Source organism: Mesorhizobium sp. M7A.F.Ca.US.007.01.2.1, from assembly GCF_003998165.1.
Lineage (GTDB): Bacteria > Pseudomonadota > Alphaproteobacteria > Rhizobiales > Rhizobiaceae > Mesorhizobium > Mesorhizobium ciceri.
On the sequence record NZ_RZQP01000020.1, the window covers coordinates 15873 to 32889 of the forward strand.

Genomic DNA, 17017 nt, shown 5'->3' on the forward strand with positions numbered 1-17017 from the left:
CGATGCAGAAACTCCCGTCTCATGCGTGGACGGGAGGCTCTTCATTCTCGTCGGGGTTGGGCAGCGGAGTCTCGTCCGGAAGCGTTTCCGGTTCGGGTTCCTCGATCGGCTCCGGCTTCCATGTTGGAGGCGGCACGGGCATATCGCGATTTGGGTCTGGCTGTCTTGGCTGTGGCATCTAACTATCTCCGTTCAGTCGGAACAACTCGTCCGCCGTGGCATGGTTCCTGGCAGAATCCAGCCATCGAGATCGTTGCGCCCTCAAGGCAGGCGCACGTTGGTCCGCCCACGGATGCCGGCGCAAAAGTTGCAGATCGTTCGGAACCGGTCGGATTTTCGAGCCGTTGTCGTCGAAATCGACCAAGGAGAAGCGTGATGAAGGACAAGTCAGGAGATATCGACCATACATTGCCGCAGGTCGCCATCGACGATCAGCAGGTGCGACAGCTGGCCGCCACGACCGATTTGCCGTCAAGGCAGGCACGCGAACTGGTGCGCCGTCACGGCAACGATCCCCGCAAGCTGGAAGAGTTGGCGAGGTCGATCAACGCCACCAACTGAGTCCAGGCCAATGGGCATCGACGGCGCAAGCCGTTGGCATCAGATTTCCAGCAAGGCGTAGGGGCGGCCGCCAGGCTTGGCCACATGCATGGCGACGTTGTAGACCTTGGCTCCGCCAGGCGTTTGGCCTTCGTAAGAACCGCGATGTGCATGACCGTGCACGACAGCACTGACCTGGAATCGATCGATCGTTTCGGCCAGACGTGAAGAGCCCAGAAACGGAAATATTTCCAGCGGTTCTCCCGCGACGGTGTCGGCAATCGGCGCGTAGTGAAGGATCACCAGCGTGCGCTTGGCCCGCACCTGGCGCATCGCATTTTCAAGTCGCATTGCCTCGTTCACGCTTTCCGCGACCATTGTCTTGATCGCCGGTTCCCCGAATGAGCCGAGCATGCGTGACCCGAAGCCGCCTATGAATCCCTTCACGCCGACAAAACCGACCTCCTCGATTTCGACTGTCTGCCCGTCGAGGAGGTGAACATGCGCCTGCCGCAGGATCTTCGTGACGTCTTCCACCGCACCGGACTCGTAGTCATGGTTGCCGAGCACCGCCACAACCGGGATCGAGCAGTTGCGCAGATCCTCGGCCAGCATCTCCGCTTCACGAGGCTTGCCGAGATTGGTCAGATCTCCCGTGAGAACGAGAATGTCCGCTTCGCTCGATATCTCGCCGAAGAGGTCTCGATACGAGTTTTGTGCATCTTCCCGCACATGGAGATCCCCGACCGCGGCAACTTTGAGCGCGCGTGCGCCGTCCTTGGGCGCGCTGCTCTTGACGGGATCAGCCATCACGGAATTCTCCCACACCACCGACGCCGGCGAAGCCCCATTCCTTGACGTCGATCTCGTAGTCGGTTTGCGAAAGCAGCCGCCCACGGCAGATCTTCATCCTTGGAGACGGCAATTGCCGTTGCTTGGCGAGGCGGTCGAGCAATTCATCGAGCAACCACGCCGGGATATGATCCCGCTCGCTCGGATAGATCCATCTGAAATTGATAAGCTGCATCAACAGAACCTCCCAATGAACCTCCAGATAAGAAAGCAGCCGGTGCCAATCGATCTGATCGCCCGCCTTGAGAATCGTATGAGCGATATCGGCGCCGTCGTGTCGCCCTCTGTCCTGGATAAAGCATTTGGACCAGATGAGTTCGGTCGGGCCGATGATCCGCACCCTGCTGCCCAACAGCTCGGTTTGGCGGGCGTGTTCCAGCCACAGGTCGCCAACAGGCACCGTGCCGTTGGCCGAGCCGAAGATGACGTCGAAGAAATGCGTGCCCTTGAACACCTTGCCGAGCCACCGGTCGTCCTCGATTTCGACGGCATATCCAAGCTGCTTGAAATGGGCGAGGATCCGCGCGTAGTCGCCTGCCTTGCAGAAGATATCGAGGTCCTTGGTCTGGCGGGTGACACCCGTATAGGCGCTTACCGCGTAGGTCCCGGCGACCAGAAAGGGAATGTCGGTGGCGGCAAGCTCGCGGATTGCTTCGGTATAAAATACCTCCGCCTCGGCATTTTTGAGCGTCGGCGCCGCCTTTGCGTCAATCATGGGAAGCGAGACCAGAACGTTTTCAGGCAATGGGCCATTGGTCATGAAACGATGACTCCGAATCCGGCAACCGGCAGTCGCCCGCTGTGGTAACAACGTGAACCCCGCCTGGTTCCGCTACCGGGCGGCCAGCCAAAGGTTCATTCTCGTCACGTACTGGAAATTTCGGGATCGCGCCTGCCGATCCAAGCCCGGCCCAACGTCATCGCCGGCGCGCAAGTCTCTATGTCGCCTCGGAATCGGCCCATGCCGCCGCCAATGTCCCATTGGCCCAAATTTGAAACACCCCGTGGGTGCTCGATCTCGATCGTTTTAGAGTTTATTGGGCTTACCCAATCGGGTACAAAGCTGAAGCCGAGGCGCTTGATCTAACCGCACCCCGATCGGCGTGCGCCAAGCCATCATCAGGACCATCAAGGCATGACCCCCTCGCCTCCCTTTCTCGGCTTTCCCGACCGTCTTGCAGATAGCCGCGTGCCTCGTGCGGTGATCTTCGGGGCCGGTCACGGCAGCACCTATCCCGGCAAGGACAGCAGCGGCTATGCCTTGGCCGCCAACGCCATCCGTGCTGCCAGCCAAGACGATGCCGCGTTCGTCGAGCACTGGGATTTCGATCTTGGCGGCCCGCTGTTCGACGGCAAGCCGGACTCTTGCGTCGACGCCGGCGATATCTTGACCACGATGCATGACAATGCCGGCAACCGGGCCAGGATCGAGGCAAAAACGCGCGAGATCCTGACGTTGCCGGCTGTGCCGATCCTGATCGGCGGCGACTGTTCCATGACCATTCCCTTCCTCGCCGGCTTTGCAGAGCACGGGCCGGTCTGGGTCCTGCAGATCGACGCCCATATAGACTGGCGCGACGAGGTTCATGGCGAACGCCACGGCTATTCGAGCCCGATGCGCAGGGCAAGCGAGATGCCGCATGTCGCCGGCATGGTGCAGGTCGGTCTGCGCAGCGTCGGCAGCGCGCGCATCACCGAAATCGAAGCAGCCCGGCGCTATGGCAGCCGCTTCGTGACCGCCCGCGAGGTTCATGCCCAGGGCGTCGAAGCCGCGCTCCGGCATATTCCGGAAGGCGCGCGGGTCGTCGTCACCCTCGACTGCGACAGCCTTGATCCAAGCATCATGCCGGGCGTGGCGGCGCGTACACCCGGCGGTCTCACCTACACGCAGGTAATCGACCTGATCGCCGGCCTCGGCAGGCGGGCCAGGATCGCAGGGTTCGACCTTGTCGAGTTCTATCCTCCGGCCGATATTGACGGCCTGTCAGCGCTGACCGCCGCGCGCCTTCTCGTCAATGTGGTCGGCACCGTCGTCCGGCAGGTTTGATGTCAAAATCCCGCTCTTCGCCGCAGAGCGGCCCAAAAGCGCGTGAGCGAGCTTGCGGTTGAAATGCCCTTTTTGATACCTGGGTATTCGATCCTGCCTCGTCCGACCGGCTCGTCGCTCCAGACCAGGTTGAAAGCAATGCCCTTGAGCCCAAGCTCCCCGATCCGGCGTACGATCGTCTCCTGCAGATAAATATCGGATATTCGCACCCCGTCGGCACGCTCGGGCAGCTTGAATATCTCGGTACCGCCGATTGCGTCCGCTCGAAGGACGAGGCTTTCGATCACCATGACGCCGCCATCGTCAAAGCGAACGATCTTTGAACGTTCCTCGTCCAGCGCATCGATCACGGTGGTGACATTGAAGAGCGATATTGGCTCGTCAGCAGGAAGCGGCAGGAATTCACCGTACGGTTCGAGGGTTGGCCGAAGCAATTTCGACGCCTTCGCCCGCAGGATGAGCACATGCTCGCCAAGCCATGGAAAATCTGAATATTGCCGGAGCGTACCGTCGTCGTGTTCGCGCAGGATCTCCATCCTGGGCGGATGCCATTGTGTCTGCTTCCGGCCGCAGAGCGTCGAAAACAGCTGGTAGTCGTCCGCCTGCCGAGGAAGGACCCATTCCTGTCCTTCGATCACGCTCAGGACATAGATGTTCATCCGGTCCCCCGCACATCATCGCCTTGGTAGGTTCGGCCTGCTGCGCTGCTCTTCGCGCGCGTTCTCACCGCTGGTCCGCGACGGCCATTTGCGGCACCGGCGGCAATTCGGGTGCATCCATCCCTTTGAAAGGGTCACGCCAGGCGTCGATGTCTTCAAGTCGACGGTACCAGCGGCTGACAGAGGGATAATCGTCGAGCGGCAGTCTGGCGGCGTCGTTGAACGGTAGGAAGGTCGCCATTCGAAAATCGGCATAGGAAACCGAATTGCCGACCAGCCACTGCCGCTCGGCAAGCACGGCGTCGAGTATTGCCGCAGCCGTATGGAATTGGTTCAGGCCCTCCTCCACCCGCTTCTGATCGATCGGGCCGATGCCGTACCGCTGTTTCGTCCCACGTTCGAAATGCACCGTGTCGCAAGCGAGTGCGAAGTGCTCCTTGCCCCAGCTGAGCCACCGGATCATCTCGGGTTCGTCATCGCCGGTGCGCCAGAAATCCGAATGCGCGTGGCGCGACAGCCTGCAGGCTATGGCGTCTGCCTCCCAGAGGCTCTTTCCCTCATCATCCACAAGGATGGGCAGTGAGAGGTTGGGATTTAACCGGCGAAATTTCTCCATTTGCCCGGCAGCGAATGGCGAGGCGAATTCGAAGTCCAGTTTCGTTTCGAGATAGCGTGCGACCGCGACCGCCAATCGAGGATTGGGATTGCGGCTGAAGTACAGCTTCATTGGGCACCGACGATCTGGGCGACCACGCAATAGTCGATCATGAGCAGCCTCTATGCAGCTTCGAAGTCAGCCCAAGCGCCCATGTATCCCAATGGATTGGGCTCGCCTTTCATCATCGTTTTTCGCCAAGCTTCCTGCTCGGCATTCATCAGAGCCAATTCCCAAACACAGGCAATAACAGGTCTCTTAACCGTGTCCATCGGTTCGGTTGCGGAATACAGCTTCCGATAGATGTGCTGACAAAGCACCGAACCCTGTATCCACCAGTGAGCTAAGATGGACACACCGAGCTCACCAGGATGAATGATCACAAAGCCCATGCCATTCTCGTCACCCTCGTCCGCCACACGCGGCAGAACCTCCTGTCGCACGAATGACTGCGCCAGAGTCGCCATGGGTTCGTCGATCTTTTTGTTGTCTGCGACGAGACCATAGACTTTGAGCTTGAGACCACCAATGTCCCATTGGCCCAAATTTGAAACACCACGTGGATGGTAGATCTCGATCGTTTCAGAATTCACTGAGCGCACTCCAATTGGCTGTTGGCAGCAGACGTACCCGATAGCTCATCACGCGACTTGCACCCGGCGCGATCAGCATCAGGCCTGGTTTGTCGACAAAATCACCATCGAAATCCACCGGGCTTGCAAGGCCGTGCCAGGGTTCGATGCACAGGAACGGCGCGCCGCCCGGCTTTGACCAGACGCCCAACTCCCGAACCCCTTGCCAGGACATCTCGATCGCCGGGCCACGCTCGGCGGCATAACGCACGCTGGAGCTGGCGGGCTGGTCTATAATCACCGCGTCCTCGTCGAACAACCGCTCGGAGAGCGGGAGTATGTTGCCTTCGACAGGCGTCGGCTGCGGCGTTTTCAGCAGCAGTCCGTCCTTAAGGCGGCGGATCGGCGCCGGTTCATCGTCGGCAAAGATCAGCCGGTAATCCGTCTTGGCCAGATCCGGCTGCAAGGGCCAATTGAATGCCGGGTGCGCCCCGATCGATGCCGGCAGCGGCTCATCGCCGGTGTTGGTGATGTCGAAAGTCACATCAAGCTGCTGGCGGACCAGCGTGTAGGTCACTTCAAGCCGAAAGGCGAACGGATAGCGCGCCCGGGTGTCGGCGTCGTCGGCAAGCACCAGCGTGCAGGATCGCGGCCCCTTCCGCGCCCAGGCAAACGGCTTGTCGCGCGCGAACCCGTGCTGCGTCATTGGATAGGTCCGGCCGCGATGGCGCAGATGATCGCCCGCCAGCCGCCCTACGATCGGGAACAGCACCGGCGAGTGACGCCGCCATTCCGGCCCCGCCTGCCACAGGAATTCGAATCCGTGCGCATCTTGCAGCGAAATCAGTTCGGCGCCCTGCGCAACGATGGTCGCCGAGATACCGTCGCCATGAAGCGTTTGGCTGTCCTGTGCCACATTTCCTCGCGGGTCGTTGTTGAAGGCCGGCGCGGTGGGCAGACTAGCAAAAGCGCTTCGGGACTCAAGGTGCAGCCAGGTTCTGCAGGAACGAATTGTGGCCGGAGGATCTCCCTCCGGCCACCTCTCCGCATCAAGAGCAATAACCCTCGCTCTTGCCCACAGCGGATAGTCGTTATTCGCGTTCGCCGGTGAAATTCAGCAGCAGCTGGAAGATGTTGATGAAGTTCAGATAGAGCGAGAAGGCGCCGAAGACGGCAAGTTTCTGGCGCGATTCCGCGTCGAAATTCTCGGCATACTGTTCCTTGATCGTCTGCGTGTCCCAGGCGGTCAGGCCGATGAACACGGCGATGCCGATCACCGAGATGGCGAACTGCAGCGCGGTCGAGCCGAGGAAGATGTTGACGATGCTGGCGATCACCACGCCGATCAGGCCCATGATCAGGAACGACGAGAACTGGGTCAGGTCGCGCTTTGTCGTGTAGCCGTACAGGCTGGTGGCGCCGAACATGGTGGCTGCGATGAAGAAGGTGCGCGCGATGCTGGTTCCGGTGAACACCAGAAACACCGAGGCGAGCGAGAGGCCCATGACCGCGCAGAAGGCCCAGAACATCGCCTGGGCATTCGCCGCGGACATGGTCTGCATCTTGAACGAGAACAGCATGACGAAGGCGAGCGGTGCCAGCATCACCACCCATTTCAGCGGGCTGGAGAAGATCGGCACGTAGAGCGCCGGCGTCGATGAGATCATGAAGGCGACGAGGCCGGTGACCACCAGGCCGACACCCATGTAGTTGTAGACGCGCAGCATATGCTGGCGCAGGCCCTCGTCGAAGACGGCTCCGGTTTGGGCGCCGGCGGCGACGCGATATCCCAGATTGGGGGTGTTCATTTGCGTTCTCCTTTGTGGATCGATCAGTAGAGCGTCTTGGCGAGCGTCTCTGCGGCGCGGTCGAGGTCGTGGACCTCGCTTCGTCCGACCACCGCATAAGCCACATCGCCGATCTGGAAATAGGCCGATGAGATGTCGCCCGAGGGCGCGATCGTCGGCTTGACGACGTCGAAGGTTCCAGGCCGGATCGCAAACAGCGACACCAGCCCCATGTCTTTCGTCTCGACCGCCATCTCGACGCTCGGACCAAAGCGGGACGGATAGATCTGCACGTCGCGGACCTTCCAATCCTTGGGCAGCGACGGCATGACGATGGCGGTCGCGGCGCGAATCTCGCCGGCGTTGTAGTTGGGCGCCTCGGGCTGCGACGGCATGCTCTCGCGCACCAGCGTGGTCCTGTGGGCCCGCACTGCGTCGTCGACATAGGCGGGCGGCTGCGGCGAGGCGACGACCTTGGTCACCGACATCGGCCCGATGATACCGTTCGCCAGCCACCCGGCGGCGACGAAGACAGCAACCACCGCGGCGCGCTGCAGCACACCGAAGATGCGGCCGCGGGCAAGCCCCCTCTCCAGCCGCCGCGCGGCATCGGCGGTCGCGGGCCGTGCCATGCCTTTGGAGCCGGCAAGCGCCACGCGCAGTTCATCGCGGGTCCTGAGATCCGACATCACGCGCGCCGCCGCCTCCGGGCGAGCGGACAAGAATGCCTCCACCTCGATGCGGCGGGTGACGTCGATCTGGTCGTCGACATAGGCGTCGAGGTCGATATCCGTCACGGGATCGACAGTTGCGGTCATGAAGGGCCTCCAACGATCCTGAGGTGGTTTTTTGCCTTCGCCGGCTCCTCCATCTCGCGCAGCGCGGCGCGCGCCCTGCCGATGCGCGACATCAGCGTGCCGAGCGGCACGCCGCTGGCATCGGCGGCCTGCTGATAGGAGAGGCCTTCGATAGCGACGAGGTGCAGCGCTGAACGCTGTTCTTCCGGCAGGCTGAAAAAAGCCTGGCGCACCTGCGCCAGGCGCACCGAATGTTCCTGTGGTGCCGGCGTGCTGCCGTCGGCCAGGTATCCAGCCTGTTCGACGCGCGACGCCTCGGACTTGCGGGCCCGCATCCTGTCGATGAAGGTGTTGTGGACGATCGACAGCAGCCACGCGCGCAGGTTTCCGCCGGAGCGGAAGGTGCTGCGCCGCTCATAAGCGCGCACCAGCGCGTCATGGACAAGGTCCTCGGCGTCGGTGCTGTCGCGCGTCAGCGAGCGCGCATAGCGGCGCAGCGAACCGAGCTGTCCTATGATGTCAAAGCGTGGCATCGGCGGTTTCATGTCCTGTTTACGGAACATGTGGGGATTTTAATCCCTGCCCTGCCAATTTTTTCCTTTGGAGGACATCGTTCGAATGCAACGATTGATGCCGGCATCAATCTTATCATCGGCATCGCCACGATGTGCCATGCCCGGTGGATCGTGCCTACTTCACACGCCTCTTCTCCAGCTTCCGCGCCAGCGTCCGGCGGTGCATGCCCAGCCGTCGTGCCGTCTCGGAAATGTTGAAGTCGGCCTCCACCAGCGTCTCGTGGATGCGCTCCCATTCGAGGTTCTTTATCGAGGTTGGCCGCTCGGCGAGCGGTACCGAAGCATTGCCCTCGACCTGGCCGAAAGCCGCTTCAATGTCGTCTGTATTGGCGGGCTTGGCGAGATACTGGCAGGCGCCGAGCTTGATCGCCTCGACAGCGGTGGCGATGCTGGCAAAGCCGGTCAACACGACGATCCGCATTTCAGGATCGTGTTCGTGCAGCGCCCTGACGCACTCAAGGCCCGAGCCGCTGGCAAGCTTGAGATCGACGACGGCATATTGGAAGGCAACGGTGCCGATCAGCGCCTGCACGCCGTCGACGCTCCGGCAGCTATGCGTTTCGTAATCACGCCGTTCGAAAGACCGGCGCAGTGCGTTGGCAAAGGCGATGTCGTCCTCGACGATCAGCAGCGTGCGTTTAGTCGGCATTGTGCCCTCGCGGAGACAGAGCAGCCAGCGGCAGATGCAACGTAACCGAAGCTCCCCCTTCGGTTCTGTTTCTTACGGTGACGCTACCCCCCAGCTTGCGGATGACATTGACGACCAGAAACAGGCCGAGCCCGCTACCTGGCCGGTTCTTGGTCGACGTGTAGGGCTTGCCGAATTCAGCAAGCATGGTTTCTTCAAATCCCCGTCCCGCGTCGACAACTTCGATGATGAGATCGTTCGCGTGGCGGCTGACGATCAAACCGACCCATAGAGGCGACGCTTCAAGTGCGTTGTCCAGTACATTGAACATCACCTGTTTGAGCGCGGGATCGGAGACGATCTCCTGGTTGGCGCCGAAACGCCTGGTGTATTCGAAACCTTGCGGCAGCCGTGTCGACTTCCATTCGGCCACCAGCTCCGCCAGAAAGGCATCGACGGAGGTGCGAACCGTGCCTTCGCCGCGCAATTCGCCCGACGACATCAGGATTCCCGAAACGATCTTCTTGCAACGGTCCAACTGGCCCTGCATCTCCCGGATTTCCTGCGCCAGATCCGGATCGGCCTCGAGAACCGGCATGCGCTGCCAGTCGTTGAGGATGACGGAAAGCGTAGCCAGCGGCGTGCCGAGCTCATGCGCGGCGCCAGAGGCGAGCAGGCCCATCCTGACGATGTGAGCCTCCTCCGCCGATTGCTGGCGCAAATCCGCAAGATGAGCGTCGCGGGTGCGAATGTTGTTCTGGACCCTGGTGATGAACAGCACCAGAAGCGTTGCCGCCAGGACGAAACAGATGAACATGCCCTGAATGTGCAGGCTGAACAGCCCGGCACCGTGTGCGGCGGGCAGGCTGATCTCACGGTAGAAGGTGGTCAGCGCGATGAAGCACGTGCTTGCAATGAGGACAAGCGCCCAGACCGACCATGTCTCCAGCAGTACCGCGCCCAGGATGACCTGGAGCAGGTAAAGCGAAATGAAGGGATTGGACGCGCCGCCGCTCAGGTAAAGCTGGACCGTCAACGCGGTGACGTCGAGCAGCAGTCCAAGAAACAGCTCGGTGTTGGTGATCGCGTCCTGGCTGCTGTGCCGGCGCAGGCTGGCGACGTTGAGAGCGATCAGCAGCAGGATCACCACTGCCATCGGCACCAGCGGCAGCCCGATGCCAAGCGCGTAGCGGACGAACAGGATCGTCACGATCTGACCGCCGACCGCGATCCAGCGCAGTTGGATCAGAAGCAGAAAATTCTGCTTGTTGGTCTTGTCGTGCAGCGTCATTGGGCCGGGAGGTCCCCAGCCCTGGCCAAGCAGGTCACTCAAGCGGGAGTCCGATCCAGGCGCTGGTTGAGCCGCAGCGCCAGCAGCGTGCATAGCGCTCCCGACAGCAGATAGGCGCCTGACGAGATCAGCCCGAAATGGGCGGACAGGAACAGGGCGACAATGGGGGCGAAGCCGGCGCCGAACAGCCAGGCGAGATCCGAGGTCAGCGCAGCACCTGTATAGCGGTAGTTCTTTGAAAAATTCGAGGCGAGTGCTCCCGAAGACTGGCCGAACGACAGGCCGAGCAGGACGAAGCCCAACACCATGAAGACGGACTCTCCGACGAAGCCGCCATCGAGCAGCTGTGGCGCGAAACCGCTGAACACGGCAATGGCCACCGCCGAGCCTCCAAGCAAGGGCCAGCGCCCGACCCGGTCGGCAACGACGCCCGAGATCGCGATTGCCGCCAGGCCGAAGAAGGCTCCGATCGTCTCGATGACCAGGAACCGTGCCGGTCCCTCGCGCGTGAACAGGAAGATCCAGGACAGAGGAAACACCGTCACCATGTGGAACAGGGCGAAGCTCGCCAGCGGCGCGAAAGCGCCGAGCACGACAGTGCGCCCTTCGGCGCGCAACGTCTCGCGGACGGAAGTCGGCTCCAGTTCCTGGCCTTCGAACAGTTTGGTGTATTCCGGCGTCACCACGATGCGCAGCCGCGCGAACAGGGCGACGACGTTGATGGCGAAGGCGACGAAGAACGGGTAGCGCCAACCCCAGCTGAAGAAGTCTTCAGCCGACAGGTTGCCGACGAAATATGCAAACAGGGCACTGGCGACGATGAGCCCGAGTGGCGCGCCCAGCTGCGGGATCATCGCATACCAGCCGCGACGCTTTTCGGGGGCATTCAACGCCAGCAGCGAGGCAAGTCCGTCCCATGTCCCGCCCAGCGCCAGTCCCTGACCGATCCGGAACATGGCCAGCAGCCAGGCCGAAGCCGGGCCGATCTGGTCGTAACCGGGCACGAAGGCGATCGACACGGTCGAGGTCCCCAGCAGGAACAGCGCGATGGTGAGCTTGGCGCTGCGTCCGTAGGCGCGGTCGAGCGCGGTGAAGATCGCCGTCCCGATCGGCCGCGCGATGAAGGCAAGCGCGAAGATGGCGAAGGAGTAGAGCGTGCCGGTCAACGGGTCGGCATATGGAAATACGAGCTTGGGGAAAACGATGACGGAAGCGATCGCGTAGACGAAGAAGTCGAAGAATTCCGACGTCCTGCCGATGATGACGCCAACGGCGATTTCGCCGGGCTTCACCTCATGATGCCGCGCATTGATCCGTCTTGCGTCGGCTTCGATCTTCGAAGTTGGGCTCACAGCATTCTCCGTCGCCCCGCCGCGGTCTCATACGATCGCTTGCCATGTGCGCGGGCCAGATGCTTTGATGACGCCTGCCGCGTCATTGCGGCATTGGACAAATTGTCCAATGCCTTCATCGCCGCGGTACGGTTAGCACTGGGGGGAACAACCGACAGGTCATACATTGAGCCGTCTTCGTACCCTTTTCCTGCTGCCCCTGCTGGCATCGCTCGGCTCCTGCAGCATGGTCGTCCTGAACCCTGCCGGCGACGTCGCCGAGCAGCAGCGCGACCTGCTGATGGTGTCCACGGCACTGATGCTGATCGTCATCATACCGGTGATGGCTCTCACCATATTCTTTGCCTGGCGATACCGCCAGTCCAACCGCGAGGCGCGCTACGAGCCGGATTGGGACCACTCGACCCATCTCGAACTCGTCATTTGGGCTGTGCCGCTTCTGATCATCATCTGCCTGGGCGCGGTGACCTGGATGGGCACCCATCTGCTCGACCCCTATCGTCCGATCGGACGTGTAGCGGCCGGCAAGCCGCTGCCGCCGGACGTGCGCCCGCTTGAGGTCGAAGTCGTCGCGCTCGACTGGAAATGGCTGTTCATCTATCCGGAATACGGCGTCGCCGTGGTCAACGAACTGGCTGCGCCGGTCGACCGGCCGATCAGCTTTCGCATTACCTCCGCATCGGTGATGAACTCCTTCTACATTCCAGCACTGGCCGGCCAGATCTATGCGATGCCGGGTATGGAAACCAGGCTGCACGCTGTCATCAACAAGTCCGGCGACTATGAAGGGTTCTCTGCCAATTACAGCGGCGCCGGCTTCTCGGGAATGCGCTTCGCGTTCCACGGCCTCGAGGATGCCGGTTTCCAGGCATGGATCGCGAAGGCAAAGGACAGCGGCGGCAAGCTCGACCGAAACGGCTATCTTGAGCTCGAACAGCCCAGTGAGAACCAACCCGTGCGCCACTATGCGGCGGTGGATAGCGATCTCTACAAGGCGATCCTCAACATGTGCGTCGAGCCCGGCAAGATGTGCATGAGCGAGATGTCGCAGATCGATGCCAAGGGCGGTCTGGGAATGGCCGGCATCCGCAACACCCTTCCGCTGCTGTATGACAAGTTCGCCCGGCGCGGCACGATATTCGGCCCCGCCCCATCCTATGTCGCCAGCATATGCACGACCGAAGAAGCACTGGCCGCTTCGAAGGCTGATCAATCCGCCACGCCGATGACCTCGACGCCGATAGTCGGCGCTGGTCTGCAACGGCCACTGCCCCTGTCGATCCGACTGCCGTCACCTTCCGCAACCGGCACGCTTCGGTCGCCCTTCAACTCCTGAGGCGCCACGCAAGACATGTTCGACAATCCTGCTCTTCTCAAGGCGATCTTCGGCCGGCTTACGTTCGAGTCGCTGCCGCTGCACGAGCCCATCGTGGTCGCGACCTTCATTGTCGTCGCGCTGGGCGGCATCGCCCTCGTCGGCGCGCTGACCTATTTCAAGCTCTGGGGCTATCTGTGGCGCGAATGGTTCACCAGCGTCGACCACAAGCGCATCGGTGTGATGTACATGGTGCTCGGCATCGTCATGCTGCTGCGCGGCTTCAGCGACGCCATCATGATGCGACTCCAGCAGGCGATGGCCTTCGGCGGTTCGGAAGGCTATCTCAATTCGCATCATTATGACCAGATCTTCACCGCGCACGGCGTCATCATGATCTTCTTCGTGGCGATGCCGCTGGTGACGGGCCTGATGAATTTCGTCGTCCCGCTGCAGATCGGCGCGCGCGACGTGTCGTTTCCGTTCCTCAACAATTTCAGCTTCTGGATGACGGTCGGCGGCGCGGTCATCGTCATGATGTCGCTGTTCGTCGGCGAATTCGCGCGCACCGGCTGGCTCGCCTACCCGCCGCTGTCGGGTATCGGCTACAGTCCCGATGTCGGTGTCGATTATTATATCTGGGCGCTGCAAGTGGCGGGCGTCGGCACGCTGCTGTCGGGCGTGAACCTGGTCTGCACCATCGTCAAGATGCGCGCGCCTGGCATGACCATGATGAGAATGCCGATCTTCACCTGGACCGCGCTCTGCACAAATGTGCTCATCGTCGCCGCCTTCCCGGTGCTGACGGCGGTGCTGGCCCTGCTGGCTCTCGACCGCTATGTCGGCACCAACTTCTTCACGAACGACTTCGGCGGCAATCCGATGATGTACGTGAACCTGATCTGGATCTGGGGCCACCCCGAGGTCTACATCCTGATCCTGCCGGCCTTCGGCATATTTTCCGAAGTGACCTCGGCCTTCTGCGGCAAGCGGCTCTTTGGCTACACCTCGATGGTCTACGCAACCATCGTCATCACCATCCTGTCCTATCTCGTCTGGCTGCATCACTTTTTCACCATGGGGTCGGGAGCGAGCGTCAACTCGTTCTTCGGCATCACCACGATGATCATTTCGATCCCGACAGGCGCCAAGATATTCAACTGGCTGTTCACCATGTACCGCGGCCGCATCCGCTTCGAACTGCCGATGATGTGGACAGTCGCCTTCATGCTGACCTTCACCGTCGGCGGCATGACCGGCGTGCTGCTCGCGGTTCCGCCGGCCGACTTCGTGCTCCACAACAGCCTGTTCCTGGTCGCGCATTTTCACAACGTCATCATCGGCGGCGTGCTGTTCGGCCTGTTTGCCGGTATCAGCTACTGGTTCCCCAAGGCATTCGGCTTCCGGCTCGATCCGTTCTGGGGAAAGATGTCCTTCTGGTTCTGGGTGGTCGGCTTCTGGTTCGCCTTCATGCCGCTGTACATCCTCGGCCTGATGGGCGTAACGCGCCGGCTACGCACCTTCGAGGATCCCTCGCTGCAGATCTGGTTCATCATCGCCGCTTTTGGCGCCTTCCTGATCCTCCTTGGTATCCTGTCCTTCCTCATCCAGATCTTCGTCAGCGTGCGCCGGCGCGAGCAGCTTCGCGACGACACCGGTGATCCGTGGGACGGGCGTACACTCGAATGGGCAACCTCGTCGCCGCCCCCGGCCTACAATTTCGCCTTTACGCCGGTCGTCCACGATCTCGACACCTGGGCGGACATGAAGAATCGCGGTTACCAGCGTCCGTTGACGGGCTTCCACGACATCCACATGCCGCGCAACACCGGAGCCGGCGTCATTCTGGCTGGGTTGAGCGTGGTGCTTGCCGTGGCGCTCATCTGGTACATCTGGTGGCTGGCGATCGTGAGCTTCGTTGCTCTGATCGGCTACGCCATCGCGCATACCTTCAATTACGACCGGGACTTCCACATTCCGTCCAGCGACGTCACCCGCGTCGAGGACGAGCGGACACGCCTGCTCGCAGCCACCAGCCAGGCGGGATGAGCACCATGGCACACGCCGACACCGTGATCGACGACACGATCTTCCACCTGGAAGACGACCACGGCCATGCCGAGAGCGGCAGCAGCACCATGCTCGGCTTCTGGATCTACCTGATGAGCGACTGCCTCATCTTTGCGATGCTGTTTGCAGTCTACGGCGTGCTCGGTGGCAACTACGCCGCCGGGCCCGCGCCGAAGGACCTGTTCGATCTTCCGCTGGTCGCGCTCAACACCACCATGCTGCTCCTGTCCTCCATCACCTACGGCTTCGCGATGCTGGAGATGGCGAAAGGACGAGTGAGGCCGATGCAGGTGTGGCTGGTGATCACCGGCCTGTTCGGCCTCGCCTTTCTCGGCATCGAACTCTACGAATTCGCCCATTTCATCCACGAGGGGGCGACGCCGCAGCGCAGCGGCTTTCTTTCGTCGTTCTTCACGCTGGTCGGAACGCACGGCCTGCACGTCACCTTCGGCCTGGTCTGGCTGGTGGTGCTGATGGTGCAGGTCTCCAGGCATGGGCTGATCGCCGCGAACCAGCGGCGCCTGATGTGCCTGAGCATGTTCTGGCACTTCCTCGACGTCATCTGGATCGGCGTCTTCACCTTCGTTTATCTGATGGGAATGTTGCGATGAGCGCCGGGCACCAAACAGACACCAGCAACCACAGCCACGCGCATCACGGCGTCAATCACGGCTCGCTGGCCGGCTATCTGACAGGCTTCGGCCTGTCCGTCGTGCTGACCGCCGTTCCCTTCTGGCTGGTCATGACCAACGCGCTCGGCAATCAGATGGCGTCGGCGATTGCCATCATGGCCTTCGCCGTCGTGCAAATCATCGTCCACATGGTGTTCTTCCTGCATATGAACACCAGGTCGGAGAGCGGCTGGACCATGATGGCGCTGATCTTCACCCTCATCCTGGTGATGATCGCGCTGACGGGCTCGCTCTGGGTCATGTACCATCTGAACGTCAACATGATGCCCGGCCATGACATGAGTCAGATACCCTGAGAGAGGGACCTGGCTTTGGACGAACAGGCGCGGACGACACCGCATCCGACTACAGGCGACGGCCAAAGGGTTACGCGTTCGAGATGGACGCTCTTGATGCTTTGCCTTTGCGGAGCCATCGGCATCGCAGGGTTCTCGGCGCTCGGTATCTGGCAGCTGGAGCGCCGCGTCTGGAAGCTCGACCTGATCGAGCGTGTCGACCAGCGTCTCAAGGCAGTACCCGTGGCCGCCCCGGCGCCTTCGGCCTGGCCAGCGATCAACGCCAGGGATGACGAGTATCGCCGCCTCGTCGTCACGGGCCGGTTTCTCGGTGATCGCGAGACCCTGGTCCAGGCGGTCACCGATCTCGGCGGTGGCTTCTGGGTAATGGCGCCGTTCCGAGCGGATGATGGCTTCACGATTCTGGTGAACAGGGGCTTCGTGCCAACGGACAAGCGCGATCCGGCAACCCGCCTCGCAGGCAAGCCCTCGGGCGATCATACCGGAATTCACGGCCTGTTGCGCATCAGCGAACCGAAAGGCGGCTTCCTGCGCACCAACGATCCGGCTGCCAACCGCTGGTATTCGCGCGATGTACAGGCGATCGCCGCCAAGCAAGGCGTCGGGCAGGTCGCTCCTTATTTCATCGATCCCGATGCCACGCCCAATCCGGGAGGGTGGCCGGTCGGCGGCCTGGCGGTCGTTTCGTTCCACAATAACCATCTGGTCTATGCCCTGACATGGTTCGGGCTGGCCTTGATGGTGCTGGGCGCGGTCGCCTGTCTGTTGCGGCAGGCTGTGAAAGACAGGCCCGGCGGGGGCTGACCGCTGGCCGAGGCAAGGCCGAAATTACGCACGGAAGCGCTCATGCCGGCGCGGAGGATGGCGTTATCGCTCTGCTCGTGCCGGC

At 61.7% G+C, this 17017-nt stretch carries 19 protein-coding genes; 7 read left to right on the forward strand and 12 right to left on the reverse strand.

Annotated elements, in window-relative coordinates; genetic code table 11:
* Positions 1-375: 375 nt before the first annotated feature.
* Positions 376-561 carry a hypothetical protein gene (locus EN949_RS06145; protein WP_013531520.1) on the forward strand — a complete coding sequence of 62 codons (186 nt, stop codon included), beginning with the start codon at positions 376-378 and terminating at the stop codon, positions 559-561.
* Between the two features lie 39 nt (positions 562-600).
* Here EN949_RS06145 and EN949_RS06150 read toward each other — a convergent pair whose 3' ends face one another.
* Both EN949_RS06150 and EN949_RS06155 read right to left on the reverse strand, forming a co-directional pair.
* Positions 601-1350 (reverse strand): metallophosphoesterase, encoded by a 750-nt coding sequence (locus tag EN949_RS06150; RefSeq protein ID WP_013531519.1) that lies wholly within the window; start codon positions 1348-1350, stop codon positions 601-603.
* Positions 1343-2152 (reverse strand): nucleotidyltransferase family protein, encoded by an 810-nt coding sequence (locus EN949_RS06155; protein ID WP_063168036.1) that lies wholly within the window; start codon positions 2150-2152, stop codon positions 1343-1345. Before EN949_RS06155 ends, EN949_RS06150 begins: the two co-directional genes overlap by 8 nt.
* A 375-nt stretch (positions 2153-2527) precedes the next feature.
* Between EN949_RS06155 and EN949_RS06160 the strand changes: the two genes are divergently transcribed.
* Positions 2528-3439 carry an agmatinase gene (locus EN949_RS06160; RefSeq protein ID WP_127365790.1) on the forward strand — a complete coding sequence of 304 codons (912 nt, stop codon included), beginning with the start codon at positions 2528-2530 and terminating at the stop codon, positions 3437-3439.
* A gap of 2 nt (positions 3440-3441) precedes the next feature.
* On the opposite strand, the gene EN949_RS06165 is transcribed toward EN949_RS06160, so the two are convergent.
* From EN949_RS06165 to EN949_RS06210, 10 genes are all read right to left on the reverse strand, one after another.
* Complete coding sequence (locus tag EN949_RS06165; protein ID WP_127365789.1) at positions 3442-4098, reverse strand: DUF1629 domain-containing protein; 657 nt, start codon at positions 4096-4098, stop codon at positions 3442-3444.
* A 64-nt stretch (positions 4099-4162) separates the two neighbouring features.
* Positions 4163-4825: a glutathione S-transferase family protein gene (locus EN949_RS06170; RefSeq protein WP_024505208.1), complete on the reverse strand. Its 663-nt coding sequence runs from the start codon at positions 4823-4825 to the stop codon at positions 4163-4165.
* 50 nt (positions 4826-4875) lie between these two features.
* Positions 4876-5346 (reverse strand): hypothetical protein, encoded by a 471-nt coding sequence (locus EN949_RS06175; protein ID WP_027163485.1) that lies wholly within the window; start codon positions 5344-5346, stop codon positions 4876-4878.
* Positions 5336-6241, reverse strand: a complete 906-nt coding sequence (locus EN949_RS06180; protein ID WP_127365788.1) for an aldose 1-epimerase family protein — start codon at positions 6239-6241, stop codon at positions 5336-5338. The genes EN949_RS06175 and EN949_RS06180 overlap by 11 nt, the downstream gene beginning before the upstream one ends.
* Positions 6242-6416: 175 nt before the next feature.
* Complete coding sequence (locus EN949_RS06185) at positions 6417-7133, reverse strand: Bax inhibitor-1/YccA family protein (RefSeq protein ID WP_013531512.1); 717 nt, start codon at positions 7131-7133, stop codon at positions 6417-6419.
* Between the two features lie 23 nt (positions 7134-7156).
* Positions 7157-7930: an anti-sigma factor gene (locus tag EN949_RS06190; protein ID WP_013531511.1), complete on the reverse strand. Its 774-nt coding sequence runs from the start codon at positions 7928-7930 to the stop codon at positions 7157-7159.
* Complete coding sequence (locus EN949_RS06195) at positions 7927-8442, reverse strand: sigma-70 family RNA polymerase sigma factor (RefSeq protein WP_174299063.1); 516 nt, start codon at positions 8440-8442, stop codon at positions 7927-7929. The genes EN949_RS06190 and EN949_RS06195 overlap by 4 nt, the downstream gene beginning before the upstream one ends.
* A 157-nt stretch (positions 8443-8599) precedes the next feature.
* On the reverse strand, positions 8600-9133 hold the full coding sequence (locus tag EN949_RS06200) for a response regulator transcription factor (protein ID WP_024505205.1): 534 nt from the start codon (positions 9131-9133) through the stop codon (positions 8600-8602).
* Positions 9123-10445, reverse strand: coding sequence for an ATP-binding protein (locus tag EN949_RS06205; protein ID WP_024505204.1), 1323 nt, complete (start codon positions 10443-10445; stop codon positions 9123-9125). The genes EN949_RS06200 and EN949_RS06205 overlap by 11 nt, the downstream gene beginning before the upstream one ends.
* The gene (locus EN949_RS06210) at positions 10442-11755 is read right to left on the reverse strand and encodes an MFS transporter (RefSeq protein ID WP_024505203.1); all 1314 of its coding nucleotides are present in this window, start codon (positions 11753-11755) and stop codon (positions 10442-10444) included. Before EN949_RS06210 ends, EN949_RS06205 begins: the two co-directional genes overlap by 4 nt.
* Positions 11756-11921: 166 nt before the next feature.
* On the opposite strand from EN949_RS06210, the gene cyoA reads away from it, so the two are divergent.
* The 5 genes from cyoA to EN949_RS06235 all read left to right on the forward strand — a co-directional run bounded on the left by cyoA (position 11922) and on the right by EN949_RS06235 (position 16932).
* Entirely contained in the window at positions 11922-13091 is a 1170-nt protein-coding gene (cyoA, locus tag EN949_RS06215; RefSeq protein WP_013531506.1) for a ubiquinol oxidase subunit II, read from the forward strand.
* Between the two features lie 15 nt (positions 13092-13106).
* Positions 13107-15119, forward strand: a complete 2013-nt coding sequence (gene cyoB / locus EN949_RS06220; protein WP_063168040.1) for a cytochrome o ubiquinol oxidase subunit I — start codon at positions 13107-13109, stop codon at positions 15117-15119.
* Positions 15120-15124: 5 nt separating this feature from the next.
* Positions 15125-15751: a cytochrome o ubiquinol oxidase subunit III gene (gene cyoC, locus EN949_RS06225; protein ID WP_013531504.1), complete on the forward strand. Its 627-nt coding sequence runs from the start codon at positions 15125-15127 to the stop codon at positions 15749-15751.
* Positions 15748-16128 (forward strand): cytochrome o ubiquinol oxidase subunit IV, encoded by a 381-nt coding sequence (cyoD, locus tag EN949_RS06230; RefSeq protein WP_013531503.1) that lies wholly within the window; start codon positions 15748-15750, stop codon positions 16126-16128. Before cyoC ends, cyoD begins: the two co-directional genes overlap by 4 nt.
* Before the next feature lie 96 nt (positions 16129-16224).
* Positions 16225-16932, forward strand: coding sequence for an SURF1 family protein (locus EN949_RS06235; RefSeq protein ID WP_127365787.1), 708 nt, complete (start codon positions 16225-16227; stop codon positions 16930-16932).
* The last annotated feature ends 85 nt before the right edge of the window (positions 16933-17017 follow it).

What these genes read in the sequence shown, in the direction of transcription:
- EN949_RS06160 (WP_127365790.1), top strand. Translation starts at nt 2,528, where the DNA reads ATGACCCCCTCGCCTCCCTTTCTCGGCTTTCCCGACCGTCTTGCAGAT.
- EN949_RS06150 (WP_013531519.1), bottom strand. Translation starts at nt 1,350, where the DNA reads ATGGCTGATCCCGTCAAGAGCAGCGCGCCCAAGGACGGCGCACGCGCG.
- EN949_RS06190 (WP_013531511.1), bottom strand. Translation starts at nt 7,930, where the DNA reads ATGACCGCAACTGTCGATCCCGTGACGGATATCGACCTCGACGCCTAT.
- EN949_RS06165 (WP_127365789.1), bottom strand. Translation starts at nt 4,098, where the DNA reads ATGAACATCTATGTCCTGAGCGTGATCGAAGGACAGGAATGGGTCCTT.
- cyoD (WP_013531503.1), top strand. Translation starts at nt 15,748, where the DNA reads ATGAGCGCCGGGCACCAAACAGACACCAGCAACCACAGCCACGCGCAT.
- EN949_RS06195 (WP_174299063.1), bottom strand. Translation starts at nt 8,442, where the DNA reads ATGCCACGCTTTGACATCATAGGACAGCTCGGTTCGCTGCGCCGCTAT.
- EN949_RS06170 (WP_024505208.1), bottom strand. Translation starts at nt 4,825, where the DNA reads ATGAAGCTGTACTTCAGCCGCAATCCCAATCCTCGATTGGCGGTCGCG.
- EN949_RS06235 (WP_127365787.1), top strand. Translation starts at nt 16,225, where the DNA reads ATGCTTTGCCTTTGCGGAGCCATCGGCATCGCAGGGTTCTCGGCGCTC.
- cyoC (WP_013531504.1), top strand. Translation starts at nt 15,125, where the DNA reads ATGGCACACGCCGACACCGTGATCGACGACACGATCTTCCACCTGGAA.
- EN949_RS06200 (WP_024505205.1), bottom strand. Translation starts at nt 9,133, where the DNA reads ATGCCGACTAAACGCACGCTGCTGATCGTCGAGGACGACATCGCCTTT.
- EN949_RS06155 (WP_063168036.1), bottom strand. Translation starts at nt 2,152, where the DNA reads ATGACCAATGGCCCATTGCCTGAAAACGTTCTGGTCTCGCTTCCCATG.
- EN949_RS06145 (WP_013531520.1), top strand. Translation starts at nt 376, where the DNA reads ATGAAGGACAAGTCAGGAGATATCGACCATACATTGCCGCAGGTCGCC.
- cyoB (WP_063168040.1), top strand. Translation starts at nt 13,107, where the DNA reads ATGTTCGACAATCCTGCTCTTCTCAAGGCGATCTTCGGCCGGCTTACG.
- EN949_RS06185 (WP_013531512.1), bottom strand. Translation starts at nt 7,133, where the DNA reads ATGAACACCCCCAATCTGGGATATCGCGTCGCCGCCGGCGCCCAAACC.